General features: G+C 70.9%; 16 protein-coding genes. 4 read left to right on the forward strand and 12 right to left on the reverse strand.

The features are described 5' to 3' along the window. Nucleotides 1-29: 29 nt before the first annotated feature. Nucleotides 30-674, reverse strand: a complete 645-nt coding sequence (locus AWQ70_RS11225; protein WP_067174026.1) for a GNAT family N-acetyltransferase — start codon at nt 672-674, stop codon at nt 30-32. A 159-nt stretch (nt 675-833) separates the two neighbouring features. Further along, nucleotides 834-2126 carry a pyridoxal phosphate-dependent aminotransferase gene (locus AWQ70_RS11230; RefSeq protein ID WP_084516816.1) on the reverse strand — a complete coding sequence of 431 codons (1293 nt, stop codon included), beginning with the start codon at nt 2124-2126 and terminating at the stop codon, nt 834-836. A gap of 148 nt (nt 2127-2274) precedes the next feature. Between AWQ70_RS11230 and AWQ70_RS11235 the strand changes: the two genes are divergently transcribed. Beyond that, nucleotides 2275-3228, forward strand: a complete 954-nt coding sequence (locus tag AWQ70_RS11235; protein ID WP_067173925.1) for a LysR family transcriptional regulator — start codon at nt 2275-2277, stop codon at nt 3226-3228. A gap of 1 nt (nt 3229) precedes the next feature. Further along, on the forward strand, nt 3230-3898 hold the full coding sequence (rnhB, locus tag AWQ70_RS11240) for a ribonuclease HII (RefSeq protein WP_067173928.1): 669 nt from the start codon (nt 3230-3232) through the stop codon (nt 3896-3898). A 16-nt stretch (nt 3899-3914) separates the two neighbouring features. Here rnhB and AWQ70_RS11245 read toward each other — a convergent pair whose 3' ends face one another. The 10 genes from AWQ70_RS11245 to AWQ70_RS11290 form a co-directional block, all read right to left on the reverse strand. Further along, nucleotides 3915-4301, reverse strand: a complete 387-nt coding sequence (locus AWQ70_RS11245) for an SCO5389 family protein (protein WP_067173931.1) — start codon at nt 4299-4301, stop codon at nt 3915-3917. Between the two features lie 116 nt (nt 4302-4417). Then, a complete protein-coding gene (locus tag AWQ70_RS11250; RefSeq protein ID WP_067173933.1) occupies nt 4418-5353 on the reverse strand; it encodes an ATP-binding protein in 936 nt (311 codons plus the stop codon). Nucleotides 5354-5570: 217 nt separating this feature from the next. Then, a complete protein-coding gene (locus tag AWQ70_RS11255) occupies nt 5571-7094 on the reverse strand; it encodes a serine/threonine-protein kinase (protein WP_067173936.1) in 1524 nt (507 codons plus the stop codon). Nucleotides 7095-7191: 97 nt separating this feature from the next. Then, entirely contained in the window at nt 7192-7584 is a 393-nt protein-coding gene (locus AWQ70_RS11260) for an RrF2 family transcriptional regulator (protein WP_067173938.1), read from the reverse strand. 12 nt (nt 7585-7596) lie between these two features. Further along, entirely contained in the window at nt 7597-8562 is a 966-nt protein-coding gene (locus AWQ70_RS11265; RefSeq protein ID WP_067173941.1) for a sulfate/molybdate ABC transporter ATP-binding protein, read from the reverse strand. Nucleotide 8563: 1 nt separating this feature from the next. Further along, nucleotides 8564-9418, reverse strand: a complete 855-nt coding sequence (locus tag AWQ70_RS11270) for a sulfate ABC transporter permease subunit (protein ID WP_218004494.1) — start codon at nt 9416-9418, stop codon at nt 8564-8566. Then, a complete protein-coding gene (cysT, locus tag AWQ70_RS11275; RefSeq protein ID WP_067174033.1) occupies nt 9411-10256 on the reverse strand; it encodes a sulfate ABC transporter permease subunit CysT in 846 nt (281 codons plus the stop codon). Before cysT ends, AWQ70_RS11270 begins: the two co-directional genes overlap by 8 nt. 79 nt (nt 10257-10335) lie before the next feature. Then, entirely contained in the window at nt 10336-11343 is a 1008-nt protein-coding gene (locus AWQ70_RS11280; protein WP_067173943.1) for a sulfate ABC transporter substrate-binding protein, read from the reverse strand. 117 nt (nt 11344-11460) lie between these two features. Continuing rightward, a complete protein-coding gene (locus AWQ70_RS11285) occupies nt 11461-12849 on the reverse strand; it encodes an LCP family protein (RefSeq protein WP_084516830.1) in 1389 nt (462 codons plus the stop codon). A gap of 88 nt (nt 12850-12937) precedes the next feature. Continuing rightward, entirely contained in the window at nt 12938-14341 is a 1404-nt protein-coding gene (locus AWQ70_RS11290) for an LCP family protein (RefSeq protein ID WP_067173949.1), read from the reverse strand. Nucleotides 14342-14532: 191 nt separating this feature from the next. On the opposite strand from AWQ70_RS11290, the gene AWQ70_RS11295 reads away from it, so the two are divergent. Together AWQ70_RS11295 and trpS are read left to right on the forward strand one after the other, a co-directional pair. Next, complete coding sequence (locus AWQ70_RS11295) at nt 14533-15036, forward strand: hypothetical protein (RefSeq protein WP_157530001.1); 504 nt, start codon at nt 14533-14535, stop codon at nt 15034-15036. A 486-nt stretch (nt 15037-15522) separates the two neighbouring features. Continuing rightward, a complete protein-coding gene (trpS, locus tag AWQ70_RS11300; RefSeq protein ID WP_245646904.1) occupies nt 15523-16737 on the forward strand; it encodes a tryptophan--tRNA ligase in 1215 nt (404 codons plus the stop codon). Nucleotides 16738-18771: the final 2034 nt, after the last annotated feature.

Here is an 18771-nt window from a genome sequence, read left to right on the forward strand (position 1 = left end):
CGTTCTCTCTGGGGTCTGTGGGTGGAAGGTCAGGCGGCTACGACGAGGCCGAGCCTCGCGCGGAGCCGTTCTCGAACCGCCGGCCATTCAGGGCTGAGGATCGAGTAGTACGCGGTATCTCGGACCGTGTTGTCGGCGCCTCGGCTGTCCGCTCGTCGCACGCCGTCCAGGCGCGCGCCGAGGGCCTCGATGGCGGCCCGGGATCGTGTGTTGCGTACGTCTGCCTTGAGAGTTATCCGGTGGACCTGCCAGGTCTCGAAGGCGTGGGAGAGCATCAGGAACTTGCTCTCCCTGTTGACACCGGTGCCCTGGGCCGACGCCGCCAGCCAGGTGTAACCGATGTCCGCCACCGACGGGACCTCGCCCACCACGCCTTTGGCGCCCGGCGGCCAGGGCATGGGGCCCTGCCAGTACTCCAGGTGCATCAGACGGGTGGCACCGACCACGCGGTCGGTGTGCAGCCACCGGATGGCGAAGGGCAACGTGCGGCCCTCCGCCTGCTCAGCCAGGGCGGCCTCCACGTAGGAGACCATCTCTTCCCGGCCAGCGGGAACGCGAGTGAAGCCGTAGGTGGAACGGTCCTCACTCGCCGCGGCGACGAGATCGTCGACGACCGCGAGGCTGAGCGGTTCCAGGCGCACGGAGCGCCCGGACAGGGTGACAAAAGCGGGCATGAGCACATGATGGGGGCTCGAGCACGCTCCCGGTGCCAAATGGTAGGAGACATCTTTCGAAGCCTCCGGTGAAGCACCCAGGCTAGCCGTATAACCGCAGGTCAGAGCGGTGGGCGCGGCTGATCTGGGTGGCCGCGGAGGGTAAAGATTCAGAAACGATCACCAGGCGGGCTTGGGAGCCCCCACGGACACGTGCGAAGGGGTGCCAAACGCGGCCTCACCTCCGCGAACGCGGCGGGTCGCGGAGAGGGCGGTGAGCGCCCGCTCCAGGTGGTCGAGCGACTCCGCGATCCACGGCAGCGCGAGTGGATCGTCGGCCCGCAACGCGGCCAGCCGCTGGTCGGCGGTCTCGCCGTACAGGAGGCTGGTGGCGACCCGGACGCGCGGCGCGGCGGGCAGGTCGCCGAAGGCCGTGCCGGGCAGTACGCCGACTCCGTGGTCCTCGATCAGGGCCGCGGTCAGCTCGGCCGACGACTCGAAACCCGGGATCTCCGGGTAGAGGTAGAAGCCGCCCTGCGGGAGCGCGACCGACGCTCCGGCCTTGACGAACCGGTCGGCGACCGCCCTGGCCACGATCCCGTGCAGCCTGCGGCTCTCCGCCACGCGCTGGACCAGCTCGTCCGGCTCGGTGAACGCGTACGCGGCCGCGTGCTGGACCGGGGCGGCCGGGCTGGACCAGATCTCGCTGGCCACCGCGAGCAGCCGGTCGCGCAGGTCGTGGTCGACCAGCCGGGCGACGCCGATGCGCCACCCCCCGACCGCCAGGCTCTTGCTCAGCCCGCTGGTGATGATCGTGCGCTCGGGCGCGATCTCGGCCGGGCTGGTGTACTGCGCGACCGGGTCGTGCACGAGGTCGCGGTAGATCTCGTCCGAGATGATGGTCAGGTCGAGGCTCCGGGCCAGCTCGGCCAGCCGCCGCACCGTCTCGGGGCGGGCCAGCCGCCCGGTCGGGTTGTCGGGCAGCGTGACGAGCAGCGCCTTCACCGTACGGCCCTGCGCCCGCGCGTGGAGAACGGCGGAGGCGACCAGGTCGGGATCGGGCACCCCACCCTCGCCGGGGGGCGCCGGGACCATGATCGGCCGGACGCCGATGATCTCGGCCTGGGCGGCGTAGCTGACCCAGCTCGGCATCGGCAGCACGATGTCGCCGCCGAGCGCGAGCATGAGCCCGAAGAGGAGCGCCTTGCTACCGGGGCCGCACGCGACGAGACCGGGGTCCGTCGGCAGGCCGCGCCGCGACCAGTAGCCGGCGACGGCCTCGCGAAGCTCGGGGGACCCGGCCACCTGGCCGTATCCGTTGCTTCCGCTGGCCTCGGACAACCTGCGGCGGAGCTCGGGGTGGACGGGCAGGCCGGCCTCGCCGAAGGCGAGATGGAGCACCCGCTGCCCGGTGCGGCGTCTTCGCTCGATGTCCTCGTTCGCCGCCAGCGTGGCCGACAGGGTCACATTCATTGGGGTTGCCTTCCTGGGATTCCGGCGGCACTCATCCCGTTTAAGGGGATCGCCGGATTGGCCCGGTGTGTTCGGAACGTTCCCAGGGTGGTTGGGTATAGGCATCAGCACAAGCGAGGCTTTTCGGTGGTAGGAGTAAGGAAAACCGATGCTCGATTTACGGCGGCTGATTCTGATTTGTGAGTTCGCCAGGAGAGGGAGCATCGCGGCCACCGCGTCGTCCCTGGGCTACAGCCCGTCGGCCGTCTCGCAGCAACTCGCCGCGCTGGAACGGGAGGCCGGCGCCGTCCTGATCGACCGCACCTCCCGAAGCGCCGAGCTGACCGACGCCGGGCGGCGGCTCGTCGCCCACGCCGAGCGGATCCTCGCGATGGTGGAGACGGCGGAGTCCGACCTGTCCGCGCAGACGGCCACCCCCTCGGGGCGGGTCGTGGTCACCGCCTTCCCGACCGCCGGGGTGGCCTTCGCGCCCGCGCTCGCCCGTTCGTTGCGCCGCTACCGGAAGTTGTCGCTGCGCCTGCGCCAGAGCCGGTCGGGACGCGGGCTGCGCGAGGTCGAGTCGGGCGAGGTCGACATCGCGCTGGTGGACGACTGGTGGGGCCGCGTACGCGGCCACGCGACGCTCAAGACGTTCCCCCTGCTCATCGACCCGCTCGTGCTCGTCGTGCCGCGGCGCCACCCGATCGCCGACCAGTCGGCGCCGGTCGATCTGGGCGCGTTGCGCGAGGAGTCGTGGATGGCCACGCCGGACGGTGAGCCGTCCCGCACCGCCGTCGACCGGCTGCTCGCGGACGTGGGCGGGCTGCCGCCGATCGCCTGGGAGTTCGAGGGGCTCGGCACGATCCTCAGCCTGGTCGCCAAGGGCATCGGCATCGCCGCCGTCCCCGCCCTGGCGCTCGCCGCCGGTGTGCGCGGCGTCGCCGTACGCGAGTTCCCCGGCGCCTCGATCGAGCGCCGCGTGTACGCGGTGGCCAGGGAGTCGAGCGTCCAGCGGCCGTCGGTCGCGGCCACGCTGCGCGCGCTGCACGTGGCCGCCCGCTATCTCGCCGCCGATCTCGGCTATCTGCGCGTGGCCCGCGACCGGGACAGTAGCTTGTCGTGATGTGAGTCCCACATATGATCTGGAGCGGCTTCTGTGCTCCTCCGGAACGCGTACGGTCGCGGGCGTCGACGAGGTGGGGCGCGGCTCCTGGGCCGGTCCGGTCGCGGTCTGCGCGGTGGTGACCGACATGTCCCCGCCGCCCGACGGTCTCACCGACTCCAAGCTGCTCAGCCCCGCCCGCCGCACCGCGCTCGCCGCCGAGATCGAGTCATGGGCCGTCGGCATCGGGTACGGCGAGGCGTCGGTCGAGGAGATCGACACGCTGGGCATGACCGAGGCGCTGCGCCGCGCCGCGCGCCGGGCGCTCGCGGAACTGCCCGAGCGGCCCGGCGCGGTGATCCTCGACGGCAAGCACGACTATCTCGGCTCGCCCTGGGCGGTGCGGTGCCAGACGAAGGCCGACCTCTCCTGCGTCTCCGTCGCGGCCGCGTCCGTGATCGCCAAGGTCCGGCGGGACGCGTTGATGGCCTCGCTCGGCTACGAGGAGTACGGCTTCGCCGACAACGCGGGATATCCCTCACCCGCCCACCAGGAGGTGCTGGCGGAGCTCGGTCCCACGCCGCACCACCGCCTGTCGTGGTCGTACATGGACGACCTGCCGAAGTGGCGGCATCTCAAGCGGCACCGCAACGCCCTCGCCGGAGAGGGCCAGCTCTCCCTCTTCGGCTGACGAGCTGCCCGGCGGGTCAGCAGTCGACGAGTTCGGGCTTCTGGTTGAGGATCTGCGCCCGGGGCGTCACGAACTCGTCGTACGCCCCGGTGGCGGCGGGGTGGAACACGGCGACGCGATGGCAGTTCTGGAAGGCGAGCCGTACGCCGAAGTGGCGTTCCAGGGCTCCGCGCATCGCGTCGCTGGCCAGGCAGCGCAGCAACTGGCCGCGGGCGGCCTCGTCCGGCGGCGGGACCTCGTTGTCGGCGAAGTCGGCGCCGGACCGGTCGCGCCGCTCGACCAGCCCGCTGATCACGGACCAGGCGTACGGCAGCGAGTCGCGTACGCAGGCGACGAACGCGGCGTCGTCCACCTCACCGGTGCGGGCCCGGTCGAGCAGCTCGGTAGAAACGGTCAGCGACATGGATTTCTCCTCTCGGAAGGGATGAACAGGACTGCCGGCCTCGGATGTGACGTTAGGCCGGGGGTGTGCGCGCCTCCAGGTGGCGCGGAGGCGACATCTTGATGGAGCCGGGGTCGTCAGGCCGGCTCGACGGAGGCCGGGCCGTAGACGAACTCGGGGTCGATCTGGGCGGACAGGTCCTCGCCGGTCGCGCGGTCGGCCCACGCCCTGGCGTTGCGCAGGTGGAACTCCGCGGCCTGCTCGCCGAACCTGCGCCAGTCCTTCGGCTGCGCGTCGAGCCGCTTCAGCAGCACGGCGAGCGCGTCGTGGTCGTCGCCGGAGAGGTCGTCGAGCGTGAACGCGCGCCCCTGCTCCATCGCGCGTACGGCGGGGGAGTGCCCGAACCAGGTGAGCAGGTCGTCGCCCACGTGCTCGCGCAGGAAGTCGACGTCCCGCGGGTCCTGCACCTTGTTGCCGACGACGGCGAGGGCGACGCCGAAGTCGGCGGCGTGGTCGCGGTACTGCCGGTAGACGCTCACGCCCTGCCTGGTCGGCTCGGCGACCAGGAACGTGACGTCGAACCGGGTGAACAGGCCGGAGGCGAAGGCGTCGGCTCCGGCTGTCATGTCGACGACGACGTACTCGCCCTGGCCGTCCACGAGGTGGTTGAGGTAGAGCTCGACCGCCCCCACCTTGGAGTGGTAGCAGGCCACGCCGAGGTCGTCCTCGCCGAAGGGGCCGGTGACCATCAGCGAGACCCCCTCGACCCGCCGCGACGGGAAGAACGGGTCGTCCAGCCGGATCAGCCGGGAGCCCCGGCCGGGCGGGGTGGTCTTCACCATCGCGGCGGCGTCGCGGATGCGCGGGTTGTCCCCTCGGAGGTACTCCTTGATCTCGCCGATCATGCCGCCGAGCGGGCGCGGGGTCGCCGTCGCGCCGAGCACGAGGCCGAGGTGCTGGTTGATGTCGGCGTCGATCGCGACGACCGTGCCGTGCTGCGCGGCGTATCTCGCGAACAGCGACGACAGGGTCGTCTTGCCGCTGCCGCCCTTGCCGACGAACGCCACTCGCATACCGCCCTCCTAACATGGTTATGAAAATCATTTTCTCTGGCCATGCGTGATGATGCCACAGGCGGGGGCGTCCGCGAAGGAGAACCGCGCGGGAGAAGCCGGGTTCTTCGGCCCGGTTCTTCGGCCCGGTTCTTCGGGCGGGCTTTTCAGGCCGGGCTGTTCAGCCGGGTTGATCAGGCGGGTTGTTCAGGCGGGTTGTTCAGGCCGGGTTGGTTCTTCAGGTGGTGGGCGGGGTGAAGAGGGCGACGACCCTGGCCAGCGTGGGACGCAGCGACTCCCACTCGTCGGCCGGGGCCGTCCACGTCAGCACGCTCGTGGTGGCCCCGGTGGACAACACCCGCCGGAACTGGCGGTAGGTCACGCCCTGCTTCAGGCCGGTACGCGACGACGACGGGCCGGGCCGGAAGGTGAACTCCCAGTCCGCCGCCGTGCCGTACTCGCTGGACGCGGAGGCGAGGCGGAGCCGCCGGTACGCCTTGACGTCGGGATAGAGGACGGCCTCGGCCTCGTGCAGCGAGCCGAGGGGGTCGGTCCCGCGCTGCCGGGTGATCTCGATCTCGAACCGCGCGTTCCGCGCCGAGTCGAGCCACTGGTACCAGGACTGCCGGCCCAACGAGGTGAACCGGGTCCAGTCGCGCGGGACGGCCGCCCGCCACCCCTGATCGGGCGGCTTCGGCCGGAACCACATCAGCTTCGGCCTCGGCGCGCGCACCGGCGCGGGCGAGGGCGGGGACACGGACGACGCCGACGACACGGGCGACGTCGGGTCGGGGACCCCGGCGAGCGGGATCGGCGCGGCGTCGACGGCCGAGCCGGGCCGCAGCACCGCCCACCCGCCGAGCGCCCCGGCGAGCGCCGCCACCGTGACCACTCCCGTGACCAGCCGCGTACGGCTCCCGCGCCGGGCCGGGACGGGCGGCTCCGGAGCGGGCTCCAGCGCGGCGAGCAGCCGGTCGGCGTCCTCGGGGGCGAGCCGTTTCCTCGGGTCCCTGGCCAGCAGGCCGGCGACCACGGCACGCAGCGGCTCGGGGACGGGGGCGGGATCGACCGGCCGGTGGGCGAGGGGAGGCCGGCCGGTGACCGCCGTGTGGAGCGTGGCGCCCAGGGCCCACAGGTCGGCGGCGCGGGTGGGGCCGCCGGCGTCCGCGCGCTCCGGAGCGAGGAACGCGGCCGCGCCCCGGATCGCGCGGACCGGGGCTCCGTGCGCGGGGGAGCGGCCCGCGACCTCCCGGGTGAAGGCGGGGTCGGCCGCGAGCACGGCGGCGCCGAAGTCGGCCAGCAGGACGCGGCCGTCGTGGCCGAGGAGGACGTTCGCCGGGCGCACGTCGCCGTGCCGTACCCCGGAGGCGTGGGCGTAGGCGAGCGCGGAGAGCACCTGGCGGGCGATCGAGGCGGCTCGCGGCACGGGGAGCGGCCCGTCGCCGGCCACCACGCCGTCCAGCGAGCGGGAGCGGACCAGCTCCATGACGATGTACGGCGTGCCCTCGTCCTCGGCGTAGTCGTGGACGGCGGCGATGTTGGGGTGGCGGAGCCGTTCGGCCTGCCGCGCCTCGCCGGCCAGCCGCCGGACGAGCTCCAGGCGGCGGCCCTCGCGCAGCCCGGCGGGGAGCATCACCTCCCGGACGGCGACGGCCCGGTCGAGCAGGGTGTCGTGGGCCTCCCAGACGACGCCGGTCGTGCCCTGTCCGAGAGCTCGCACCAGGCGGTAGCGCCGGACGATCGTCTGCCCCGGAGTTCCCATCCCGCCCGCCTCTGCGCAACGGCGAATATGACTGGATCGGGAGTCTTGCACATGAAGCGAGCGCTCTGTGGATCTTTGCCGTGGCCCGTCCCGAACGCTACAAAGGCGGCAGAGACCCACTCGCGATGTGCGCCAGGGTGATCTCGGTGAGCGTCGTCTGCTCGAACTCGCGCAGGGCGGTCCAGACGCCCGCGAGCGGCCCGGCGACTCCCGGGAAACGCTCGTTCTCCTGCGACACACCCTCGACCACCACGACGATGTCGGCCAGGGAGATCTCCTCGGCGGGCCGGGCCAGCCAGTACCCCCCGTCCGGGCCGCGCTGGCTGTTGATCAACCCGGCCCTGCGCAGTTGCAACAGGATGTTGTCGAGGAACCTGCGCGGGATGTCCTGCGCCGTCGCGATCCGCTCCGCGGGCACGGGACCGGGCGGCGCCGCCGCGAGTTCCACGGCGGCGCGCAGGGCGTACTGGGTACGGGCGGAAAGCCGCATGCGCCGTAGGGGTCACGCCCCGGTCAGGGCCAGCGACCGCGCGCCGGGGCTCGGCCGCACGTTGACGATGTCGCCCGGCGCCAGCCCGAGCCGCTCGGCGGTGCCGCGCGTCACCTGCGCCCACGCCTCCCGGTCGCCGACCAGCAGCTCGACCCGCACCTCGAAGCCGAGCCGGACGATCCGCGTGACCGTCGCCTCGCCGCTGCCCGGCCGCGGCTCCGCGCTGATCTCGATGTCGTGCGGGCGGACGAGGCTGCCGCCGATCTCGGTGACCGGTCCGAGGAAACGCATGACGAACGGGTTGGCCGGGTTGTCGTAGACGTCGGACGGGCTGCCGACCTGCTCCACCGCGCCGTCGGCGAGCACGACGACGGTGTCGGCGACCTCGATCGCCTCCTCCTGGTCGTGCGTGACGAACACGGTCGTGACGTGGACCTCGTCGTGCAGGCGGCGCAACCAGGTCCGCAGCTCCTTGCGCACCTGCGCGTCCAGTGCGCCGAACGGTTCGTCGAGCAGCAGCACCTGCGGCTCGACGGCGAGCGCGCGGGCGAGGGCCATCCGCTGGCGCTGGCCGCCGGAGAGCTGGGACGGATAGCGGCCGGCCATCTGCTCCAGGTGGACCAGTTCGAGCAGTTCCATGACCCGCCTGCGGATCTCGTCCTTGGGCCGCTTGCGGATCTCCAGTCCGAACGCCACGTTGCGGAACACCGTCATGTGCTTGAAGGCGGCGTAGTGCTGGAAGACGAACCCCACGTTGCGCCGCTGCGGCGCGAGCCGGGTCGCGTCCACGCCGGAGATCCGTACGGTCCCGGTGTCGGGGTGCTCGAGCCCGGCGATGACGCGCAGCAACGTCGACTTCCCGCCGCCGCTCGGGCCGAGCAGGGCGGTGAGCGACCCGGAGGCGACGTCCACGGAGACGTCGCGCAGCACCGGGGTGGTCCCGAAGGACTTGTTCACGTCGCGTACTTCGATGGCCATTTCAGTCCTTCGGGCGCAGGAGCCTGGTGAGCAGGAGGGTGACGACGGCGAGCAGCGCGAGCGCCGTGGACGCCGCGAACGCCGCCGGCTGGTCGAAGTTCTGGAAGCGCTCCTCGACGAACAGGGTGAGGGTCTGCGTCTGGTCGACCAGACGTCCGGAGACGACCGCGACCGCGCCGTACTCGCCGAGGGACCGCGCCAGGCACAACACCACGCCGTACGCCAGGGCCGAGCGGATGCCGGGGAGCGTGATCCGCAGGAACGTCTGGAGGCGGCTCGCCCCGAGGGTGTGCGCGGCCTGCTCCTGCTCGTCGCCGAGCTCCTCCAGGACGGGGACCACGGACCTGACCACGAGCGGCAGCGCGACGAACACCGTGGCGAGCACCATGCCGGGCGTGGAGAAGATGACCTGCAGACCCCAGCTCTCCAGCAGCCCGCCCACGGGGGAGAACCGGCCGTACAGCAGGATGAGCGCGAGCCCGACGACGACCGGGGACACGGCCATCGGCAGGTCGATGAACGCGCCGAGCAGCCGCTTCCCGGGGAAGTCGTGCCGGACCAGCAGCAGGGCGGCGCCGACGCCGAAGACGGTGTTGAGGACGACCGCCCACAACGCGACGACGAGGGTGACCCGGAACGCGTGCAGCGCCGACGGCGAGGTCAGCGCCTCGAGGAACGGGCCCAGGCCGTCGCCGAACGTCCGCCAGACGATCAGACCGACCGGGAGCACCAGCAGGAAGAACAGGTACGCGACGGCGGTCGTGCGCAGGACGTATCTGGCCACGCCGTGCTTGGTGTCGTGCGTGACGTCGTGTTCGACGTCGTGTTCGACGTTGTTCTTGGCGCTGTCAGCCACGGCGGCTCCCCCATCGTTGCAGGAGGTCCAGCACCAGCAGGGCGACCAGGGCCACGACCAGCAGCACGGTCGAGATCGCCGCCGCGCCGGTGGTGTTGTCCCCCTCGATCTGGCTGAAGATGTTGACCGCCGCGACCTGGGTCTTGAACGGCAGGTTGCCCGAGATCAGCACCGTCGAGCCGAACTCCGAGATCGCCCGCGTGAACGCCAGGGCCGTGCCGGACAGCATCGCGGGCACCAGGTTGGGCAGGATGATCCGCCGGAACGTCTGGAACGGGCTCGCGCCGAGCGAGGCCGCGGCCTGCTCCATGTCCCTGTCCAGCTCGATCAGCACCGGCTGCACCGTGCGGACGACGAACGGCAGCGTGACGAAGAGCAGCGCGAGCCCCACGCCGGCCCTGCTGTAGGCGAGGTTCAGCCCGAGCGGGCTCTCCGGGCCGTACAGCGCGAGCAGGACGAGACCGGCGACGATCGTCGGCAGGGCGAAGGGCAGGTCGATGAGCGTGTCCACGATCGCCTTGCCGGGGAAGCGGTCGCGGACCAGCACCCAGGCGATGAGCGTGCCCAGGACGAGGTTGACGAGCGCGACCACCGCCGAGGCGCCGATCGTGAGGGTGAGCGCGGCCCACGCGTCGGGTGTGGTGACCGCCCGCCAGAAGTAGCCGGGCCCCTCGTCGGCCGACCGCACCACCACGAGGGCGAGCGGGATCAGCACGATCAGGCTCAGGTACAGCACGGCGGAGCCGAGGCCGAGGGCGGTGCCCCCGGAGAAGCGGCGGCGGCGCCGCGCCCCCGCACGCGGCGGGGGAGCGGTGCGGGTGGCGGTTTCCGCGGTCATGGCGACCCCGTACGCGTCGGGGGTGCCCACGGAGAGGGGGGCGTCGCGCGGGGGGCGCTCCGGCCGGGCACGCGCGCCGTCACTTCTCGGTCGCGATGCCGAGCTTGCGCTCGATATCGGCGACCTTGCCGGTCTTGGGGTCGAAGAAGTCGGCGGTGATCTTGTCCCAGCCGCCGATGTCCTCGATCGTGAAGAGCTGCGGCGGGTTGGGCCAGGTGAAGCCGTTCACACCGTCGATCACCGGGCGGTAGCCGTTCTTGGCGAAGATCGTCTGCGCCTCGGTCGAGTAGAGGTACTTGAGGAAGGCCGCGGCCTCCTTGGGGTGTGCCGAGTCCTTGGTCACCGCGACCGGGTTCTCGATCAGCAGCGTGCTGTCGGGGACGACGTACTCCAGCTCCTGCTTGTTCTGCTGGGCGAAGATCGCCTCGTTCTCGTAGGTCAGCAGGGCGTCGCCCTTGCCGCCGGTGAAGGTCTGCAGGGCCTTGCGTCCGCTGTCGTCCTGAACGGGCACGTTGTGCAGCAGCTTGTCCAGGTAGGCGAGTCCGGCCTCCTGGTTCGCGCCGTTCTCGGACTTCGCGCCGTATCCGGCGAGCAGGTTCCAGCGGGCGGCGCCGGAGGTGAAGGGGTTCGGCGTGATGACCTCGACGCCGGGCTTGACCAGGTCGTCCCAGGTCTTGAGGCTCTTGGGGTTGCCCTTGCGCGTGCCGATCACCACGATCGACTTGGTCAGGATGCCCTTGGTCGGTCCGCTGTTCCAGTCCTCGGCCACGAGTCCGGCCTTGACCAGGCGGGTGATGTCGGTTTCGAGGGAGAACTCGACGATGTCGGCCTTCAGCCCGGAGGCGACGGCCCGGCTCTGGTCGCCGGAGGCGCCGTACGACTGGGTGAAGGTGATGTTCTTGCCCTCGGGAGTCTTCTGGAAGGCGGCGATGATCTCCGTGAAGGCCGCCTGCGGAGTGGAGTAGGCGACGAGCGCCAGCTTGACCTTGCCGTCTCCCCCCGAACCGCTGCCTCCCCCGCAGGCCGTGACCAGGGCGGTGGTCGCGAGGGCGGCGGCCGTGATCCCCCGTAGCCTGCGAACGCTCATGGGCTTCTCCCTGCTTTTCCTACTAAATAAGTCGGCTTAGCAGATATTGAAGCCGAGGGAGATATTTCCGTCAAGCCCGGTAGGTTTTGCCGCGAAGGGGGTCCCGTCGTACGCGGGTCAGCAGATGTTGTCGAGCGACTGCGGGGTTCCCGGTGACGGCCGGACCGACGGCGACGGCTGAGGGGAGCGCCCGGCGGGTGGCCGCTTCCCGGCGTGACGGGAGCGGGAGTGCCGCGCGTGCTGGGGGCGCAGCGCCCTGCCGACCTCGCGCTGGATGAGGCCCCAGTCGGGGTCGGCCGTGTCCACCAGCGGAGGCACGAACTGCAGGCTCCGGATGTGCGAGGTCTTGATCTTCTCCGAGAGTTCGAGCAGCGCGGGCAGCATGTCCTGCGGCACGTCCGTGGTGACGTACCGCTTGGTCGCGTCCGCGATCCGCTCGAAGCCGCGCAGCACGGCCATCGGGTCGGCCTGCTTGGCGACCGCGTTGAGCAGGCACTTCTGCCGGCCCATCCGCACGTAGTCGTCGCTGTCGGTGCGCGACCGGCCGTACCACAGGGCCTGCTGCCCGTCCAGGCGCCGCCGCCCCGCCTCCAGGACCCCGCCCTCGAGCCCGTACGGGATGTCCTGCCTGATCGTGACCGTGACCCCGCCGATGGCGTTGATGACCTGGGCGAAGCCCTTCATGTCGAGCATCGCGTAGTAGTCGATCCGCAGGCCGAGGATCTCGCCGACGGTGTCCCTGAGCAGCCGCATCCCGCGGTCCCCTGGCGGGCCCGGAGCGATCCGCGGGTGGTCCTCGGCCCACTGGTACACCTCGTTCAGCAGGCCGGGCGTGGACTCGTCGCCGTCGCCGGTGAACCCCCACGGGAAGGCCGTACGCGCGGGGCCCGGGGGCATCGGCACGTGCTCCAGGTTGCGCGGCAGGCCGAACAGCACCGTGTCGCCGGTGCGGGTGTCCACGCTGGCGACCGTCACGCTGTCGGTGCGCGCGCCCGGCCGGTTCCTGGCCGCGTCCGCGCCGACGAGGAGGACGTTCACCCGCCGCTTCCCCGTCCACGGGTCCGCTCCCTGCGCCCTCCCGTCGAAGACCGTGAGCAGCACGTCCCTCGACACGTACGCGAGCCGGCCCACGTACGCCAAGGGGGCGACGACCAGCACGCACAGCAGCGCGACCGCCCCGGTCGCGAGGCCGCGCTCCACCCGGTCCAGGTCCGGCGGCCGCACCAGCCGGTACGACGCGACGATGACGGCCGACCAGCAGAACCCGATCGCCAGCGCCGTCATGATCAGCCCGGTCAGCCCGCTGGGCCGTACGGCGAGTTCGAGCAGGGCCGACCGGAACGCGATGGCGGCGGTGAAGACGGTCCCGAGGAGCACGGTGTACGCGCCCGCGAGCGCCAGGCCCGTCCGGGTGCGGCCCGCCACCAGGTGGCCGATCCCCCAGACCATGGCCGAGGCGAGGGTCAGCCCCAGTGCCTGTCCGAGGTTTCGCCAGTCGGTCCGCATCCGCAGCACTCCACGTCCGGGTATCCGTCGCCACTGCCCGTCGAGCAGGCGTTATAACAGGCTAGTAACGGACCCGGGGGAATCCCGGTCAGCTTGCCGTGCAGCTGTCCTGGGTCGCGTCGAAGCCGTCGACGTCGTCCAGGGTCTTGGGCGGCTTCAGGCCTTGCCAGTCCGCGCCGAGGACGAGCACCAGCGTCTGCGTCCGCGCGTTCGGCACCGGGCGGGTCGTCGAGGTGACCAGCTCGCGGTAGAGCCGGGGCGCCCGGCTCTCGCCGTTGGGCGAGTACTTGACGACGGTCTTGGCGTACTTCTTCGCGGCAGTGCTGATCTTCCGGACGTGGTAGCCCCGCTGCTCCAGCTCGGCGGCGACCGTGGAGCCGAGCCCCTGCCTGCCGCTGCCGTTCTCGACGACGATGTGGATCTGCGACTTGGGGATCTTCTGCTCGCCGCTCTTGACGCCCTTGCTGATCTGGTCGGCGGCGACCATCTTGAACAGGCGGTTCGCCTGTGGCTGCACCCACTCGACCCGGCCCGGGCTGGTGACGGAGTAGCGCCACGGCGCCGTCACGAACCGGATCTGCCCGGCGGTCAGGCCCTCGGCGCTCACCGCCAGGTCCTTCATCACCCCCACGGTCAGATCGGGGTCGGTGGTGATCGACTTGGTGACCGCGTCGAGGAAGCCGAAGAGGGTCTTCGGGGCGGTCAGCGTCTCGCCGCTCATCGCCTTCTTGGCCATCGAGGCGAGGAACATCTGCTGGCGCTGGATGCGGCCGATGTCGGAGCCGTCGCCGAGCGAGTAGCGGGCCCGCACGTAGCCGAGCGCCTGCTCGCCCTTGAGCACCTGCCGTCCGGCCGCCAGGGTCAGCCGCGCCTTCTTGTCGTCGATCGCCTCGGGGACGCAGACCGGCACCCCGCCCAGCGCGTTGACCATCGCCTTGAAGCCGGTGAAGTCCACCTTGACGAAGTGGTCGATGTGGATGTCGGTGAGCGCCTCGATCGTGCGCCAGGTGCAGGCGATGCCGCCGGAGTTGAACGACTCGTTGATCATGCCGACGTGGGCGCGCTGCCCGGGCAGGCCGTTCTTCGCCGGGCAGGCGGGGAGCTGGACGAGCGAGTCCCGGGGAAAGCTGATCAGCATCGCGCCGTCCCGCTTCGGGGAGATGTGGGCGAGGATGATCGTGTCGGTCCGCTCGCCCTCGAACTTGCCGTACTTCGCGTTGGCGCCGTCACGCTGGTCAGACCCGACGATCAGCACGTTCATGGCCTTGCTGATCTTCACCGGGCGCGGGCCGAGGTCCTGCTTGGCCACGACCTCGTGCTTGACGTTCCCGGTGAGCTTGACGTACCCGCCGACGAGGAAGGTCGCTCCACCGGTCACCACGCCGAGGACGCCCGCGAGCAGCGCCCACAGCCAGGCACGCCACTTGGGCGGGGCCGGCGGTGCGGGCGGCTCCTCCACGGGAAGCGCAGGACGCACGTCGACAAGACCCACGTTCTTTAACTCCTGAGAATCGGACGCCGGCTGTCGCCCGCGTCGGAGAGCCCGAACCCGGCAAATCGCGGAAAGTGTAGCGATCTGCCTTGAACATCGCGTATCGCCGCGTAGGCAACCAGGCTGCAAGCGATGGTCAAGTGAGCATCCCTATCCCTGTGACGTATGAAGCAGGCGAAAGGTTTGTACATATGGCGCGAAATGTGCTTCTCGTGGGCGCCGCCGCCGGGCTCGTCCTCCTCATCGGCGGCGTTTACGGCATGAGCTCCCTCTCCACCATGTCCTGGGGCGTACCGGTCTTCGTGATCGGCCTGTTCCTGCTGATCATCGGGGTGACGGCGTTCGCCGCCAGGATCGCCGGAGGTCACGGGCCCTCCACCGGCGTCGTGGGGCGGATGAAGGACTTCATGGGCACCGGCAACCAGGAGCTGATCGGCGCCGGCGTCCCCTCCAGGGCCCTGATCACCGCGATGCGGGACACGGGGACGATGGTGAACGACCAGGTGGTCGTCGCGTTCGACCTCCGGGTCCAGCCCGCCGGCGGCCCGCCGTACGCGGTGAGCCACCGCCAGATCCTGCCGCGCCTCCTGATGGGTGCCGTCCTTCCCGGCAGAACCGTCCAGGTCTGGGCCGATCCGGTGAACCCGCGACGCCTGGCCATCGACTGGTCGGCCCTCCCGGCCCAGAGTCCCTGAGATGCGTACGGCGGCGCCGCACCGGATCCTCATTGTGCAGGCGGCATGGTGTTGCCGCTGAGAAAGCGGAAGTATGCTTCCCTCATGCGTCTTTCGTCGTGTCTGAGCTGGTGGCGCTCCTCGTAGGAGCGGCCGCTTTCACGCACGACCCCGGGCCGTTCGGATGGACGGCCCTTTTCCATGCTCTCCCCTCGTCGGGGCCTCCTCCGGATGGCGAAACAGCCACTCACCAGGAGAAATCCCATGACGACCGCTTCCACATCCACTCCTGCCGGCGACGACGGCATGCCCGCACGCGCCTCCCGACCGTCCGCGGAAGTCCCCGCCGCCGCACCACCCGTGCCCGTACCGCCGCCGGCCTCGCTTGTACCGGCTGGTCCCGTATCGCCGGCTGAACCGCCACTGGCCGCGTTTGTACCGGCCTCGCTTGTACCGCCGGCTGTCCCCTCACTGGCCGCGTTCGTGCCGGCCGGTCCCGTACCGCCGGTGGCCGCACCGGCCGCGACTGTACGGCCCGCCTCTGCGCCGGGCGTCGTGATCCGGCCGCCCGCAGCCGTACCGCCCGGCCCCGGCGAGATCGAGACGCGCACGGCCTCGCCCGCCGACCCGGCGACGCGGACGCCGGGGAGCGAGGGGGCCGTGGGGTCTTCCGGAACGGCCGCCGCCCAGCGACGCAGCGCAGAGTTGGAGGAGCTCATCCTGCGCGATCCCGGGCGGTTCCGCGTGCTCACCGGGGATCGGCCCACGGGACGGCTGCATCTGGGGCACTACTTCGGCACCCTCCACAACCGCGTCCGGCTCCAGGAACTCGGGGTGGAGACCTTCCTGATCATCGCCGACTACCAGGTCCTGACCGACCGGGACGTCGCCGACCGGCTGACCGAACGCGTTGAGGACCTCGTCCTCGACTACCTCGCCGCGGGCATCGATCCCGAGCGGACCACGATCTTCGCGCACAGCGCCGTCCCGGCGCTCAACCAGTTGTTGCTGCCGTTCCTCAGCCTGGTCTCGGTCTCCGAGCTGAGCCGCAACCCCACCGTCAAGGACGAGATAGCGCAGTCCCGGCAGTCCGCCGTAAGCGGCCTGATGTTCACCTATCCCGCACACCAGGCGGCCGACATCCTGTTCTGCAAGGCCAACCTGGTTCCGGTCGGCCAGGACCAGCTCCCTCACCTGGAGCTCACCCGCACCGTCGCGCGCCGCTTCAACGACCGGTACGGCAGAGCCGAGGCTCCGGTGTTCCCGGAGCCCGACGCCCTGCTGTCCGCCGCGCCGTTGCTGCTGGGCACCGACGGGGCCAAGATGAGCAAGAGCCGGGGCAACGCCATCAGCCTGGCCGCCACCGCCGACGAGACCGCCCGGCTCATCCGGGGCGCGAAGACCGACGCTGACCGGCACATCTCCTACGACCCGGTGGCCCGGCCCGAAGTGTCCAGTCTCGTCCTGCTGGCGGCGTTGTGTCTCGGCCGCGATCCGCACGAGGTGGCGGGGGAGATCGGCGGCAAGGGCGCTGCGGCGCTCAAGGCGACCGTCACCGAGGCGGTCAACGAGCACCTCGCCCCGCTCCGCGAGCGCCGCGCCCGCTACGCCGCCGAACTGGGCTACCTACGGCGGATCCTGCGCGACGGCAACGCGGTCGCCAATGCCGTCGCCGAAACCACCCTCGACGAGGTACGGGCCGCGATGAAGACCCTTTATTGAAGGACGGCTTGCCGACGGGCCTATCCACAGGCCTATCCACAGGCCTGTCCACAGGCTTGTCGACGGGGGACGGCGCATCGACTGGCGCTCGGTCGAGGGGCGGTCAGTCGAAGGGGGCTTCCTCGGGAGGACGGAACGTGCCTGTACGAAGGTGAGCCCGGGCGAGGAATCAAGCCGGGAAAGCTGATGCGAGCCAAAGGGACCCTGGGCATCCGCCCAGGGTCCTCCTGCTCCCGGCCCCATTCCTGCCGCCCTGCTCCATGAGCAAGAGGCCGCGAAGCAAAAGGATTATGAGCAAGGGGCCGTGAGCAAGGGGCCGAGAGGAAGAGGTCGTGAGCCGAACGGTCGTAGGCAAGGGTCGTGGGCAAAAGGGATCGTGAGCAAGGGGCCGTGATCATGAGCGCCGAGAGGATGCATGAGCTGTGCCTTCGGGTGTGGCGTGGGCGGTGATGGCGGGGCCGTCGTTGCCTAAACCGGTTGGTGCCGGCAGTGATGGCGTGACAGCGCACATCAAGCGGCGGCGGCCATGGCTGGAAACGGCGGCGGCAGAGAAGCAGACCGTCGTGGTGACACGTCCTGCACGAATGCCCTCTAGCGGAATTTCACCCACATCAGTTACTAACAGTCCAATCGTGACTACTTAGAGTTGTAGATCGAACATGTGAGCGATATTCTCACGGCACATCAATTTTCGGAGCGGGAAGGGAGGCGTGAAGAGATGATTCTTTCGGGTGGTGTACTGCTGTCACACCGACTGGAGGACGCGCCTCCATCTGGTTCGTCAGACATGCCCGCCGCGCCCCCGCGACGGCGTGGCCTCAGGGGGCACACGACGTTCACTGGATCTGGTCGCTTCGCTGGTGACTCCTACGGTGCCGTGCTGCTTGATCGCGCCCGCACCCGTGCCGGCGCCCGCGTCGGCACGCCTGTTCCGGCTCGGCCCGCCCGCACTCCCAGCGACATCACTTCTCCCGATGTCGGCCGTCTCGAGCCGATGCGTTCGACGGTGGCAGGGCCCTATGGGAGGCGGGGCGGTAGGCAGGGCGACGGTTCGCCATCACAGGGTTGGTCCTTGTTCGATTCGGTCTCGGACGGCACCGCCACGTCCGGGGGTGTGGACGATGCGTTGTCCTGGGCGCGGCGGCTGATGGGCGTCGCTGAGCCGGTAGAAGGCCGGGGGCCGTCTCGTGGAGTGTGGCCGTCAGCGCCGACCGGCCCCGCTGCCGCCGCGCTCGGTTTCTCAGGGCTGGATGCCGTTGGGTCCGGTGCTCCAGGGCACGGTACCGGTGCCGCAGTGCTCGATGGCGGGACGACCGGCGCAGGGACGGGGGCGGGAACCGACGGCCCGGACGAGCGCCGGTGTCCGCAAGATGACGATGGTGGTCTTTCGGCCTGGGATGGCATCTGGCAGGGACGTCCCCCCAGCAGCGACCAGGCGTCGACGGTCACCCCTGTCCGGCGCGGCGGCCGAGACGGCCGTCAGCGGGACAGCCGGCGACGGGAACATGGCCGGGAGGCTCAGTCCGGCGTAGATCGGACGGGGCAGCCCGGCGGGGGTGGGGACCGGGAGGCTCTGCCTGATGGTGAGTCGGGGTGTGTGGATGGCCGGGCGGGTGATTGGCCCGATCCGGCGTTGGCCGGGCCTGCTGTCCGGGAGCTGCTCGCCTGCGTCGAGCGGATCGCCGCCACCGCCACGGCCGCCAGGTCAGGGGACGCGTCGCAGGGTGTGTCGGGGAACGCGTCGGGGCCGGGGGCCGCATGGTCGGGGGACGCCTCACGTGCTGCGTCGTCGGGGGCTGCGCCCGAGGCTGCGCCGGGAACTGCGTCGGGGGCTGCGTCGGGGGCTGCGCCCGAGCATGCGTCGGGAGCTGCGTCAGGGGCTGTGCCGGGGGCTGTTCCGGGAGGTTCTCCGGGCGAGGTCGAGGCCGAGGTCGATGTTGAGGTGGCGATGGCGGAGATCGTCGCGCTGGCCCGGGTGATCGATCTCGCCGAAGCAGCACTGGCAGCGCGGTTGCGGATAGCCGAGGCCGGCAA

It is taken from the genome of Microtetraspora niveoalba (assembly GCF_001570405.1).
GTDB classification, from domain to species: Bacteria; Actinomycetota; Actinomycetes; order Streptosporangiales; family Streptosporangiaceae; genus Microtetraspora; species Microtetraspora niveoalba.

Excerpts from the sequence above, each read along its gene's own strand:
- AWQ70_RS11225 (WP_067174026.1), bottom strand. The coding sequence starts at position 674 with ATGCCCGCTTTTGTCACCCTGTCCGGGCGCTCCGTGCGCCTGGAACCG.
- AWQ70_RS11230 (WP_084516816.1), bottom strand. The coding sequence starts at position 2,126 with ATGAATGTGACCCTGTCGGCCACGCTGGCGGCGAACGAGGACATCGAG.
- AWQ70_RS11235 (WP_067173925.1), top strand. The coding sequence starts at position 2,275 with ATGCTCGATTTACGGCGGCTGATTCTGATTTGTGAGTTCGCCAGGAGA.
- AWQ70_RS11245 (WP_067173931.1), bottom strand. The coding sequence starts at position 4,301 with ATGTCGCTGACCGTTTCTACCGAGCTGCTCGACCGGGCCCGCACCGGT.
- AWQ70_RS11250 (WP_067173933.1), bottom strand. The coding sequence starts at position 5,353 with ATGCGAGTGGCGTTCGTCGGCAAGGGCGGCAGCGGCAAGACGACCCTG.
- AWQ70_RS11255 (WP_067173936.1), bottom strand. The coding sequence starts at position 7,094 with ATGGGAACTCCGGGGCAGACGATCGTCCGGCGCTACCGCCTGGTGCGA.
- AWQ70_RS11260 (WP_067173938.1), bottom strand. The coding sequence starts at position 7,584 with ATGCGGCTTTCCGCCCGTACCCAGTACGCCCTGCGCGCCGCCGTGGAA.
- AWQ70_RS11265 (WP_067173941.1), bottom strand. The coding sequence starts at position 8,562 with ATGGCCATCGAAGTACGCGACGTGAACAAGTCCTTCGGGACCACCCCG.
- cysT (WP_067174033.1), bottom strand. The coding sequence starts at position 10,256 with ATGACCGCGGAAACCGCCACCCGCACCGCTCCCCCGCCGCGTGCGGGG.
- AWQ70_RS11280 (WP_067173943.1), bottom strand. The coding sequence starts at position 11,343 with ATGAGCGTTCGCAGGCTACGGGGGATCACGGCCGCCGCCCTCGCGACC.
- AWQ70_RS11285 (WP_084516830.1), bottom strand. The coding sequence starts at position 12,849 with ATGCGGACCGACTGGCGAAACCTCGGACAGGCACTGGGGCTGACCCTC.
- AWQ70_RS11295 (WP_157530001.1), top strand. The coding sequence starts at position 14,533 with ATGGCGCGAAATGTGCTTCTCGTGGGCGCCGCCGCCGGGCTCGTCCTC.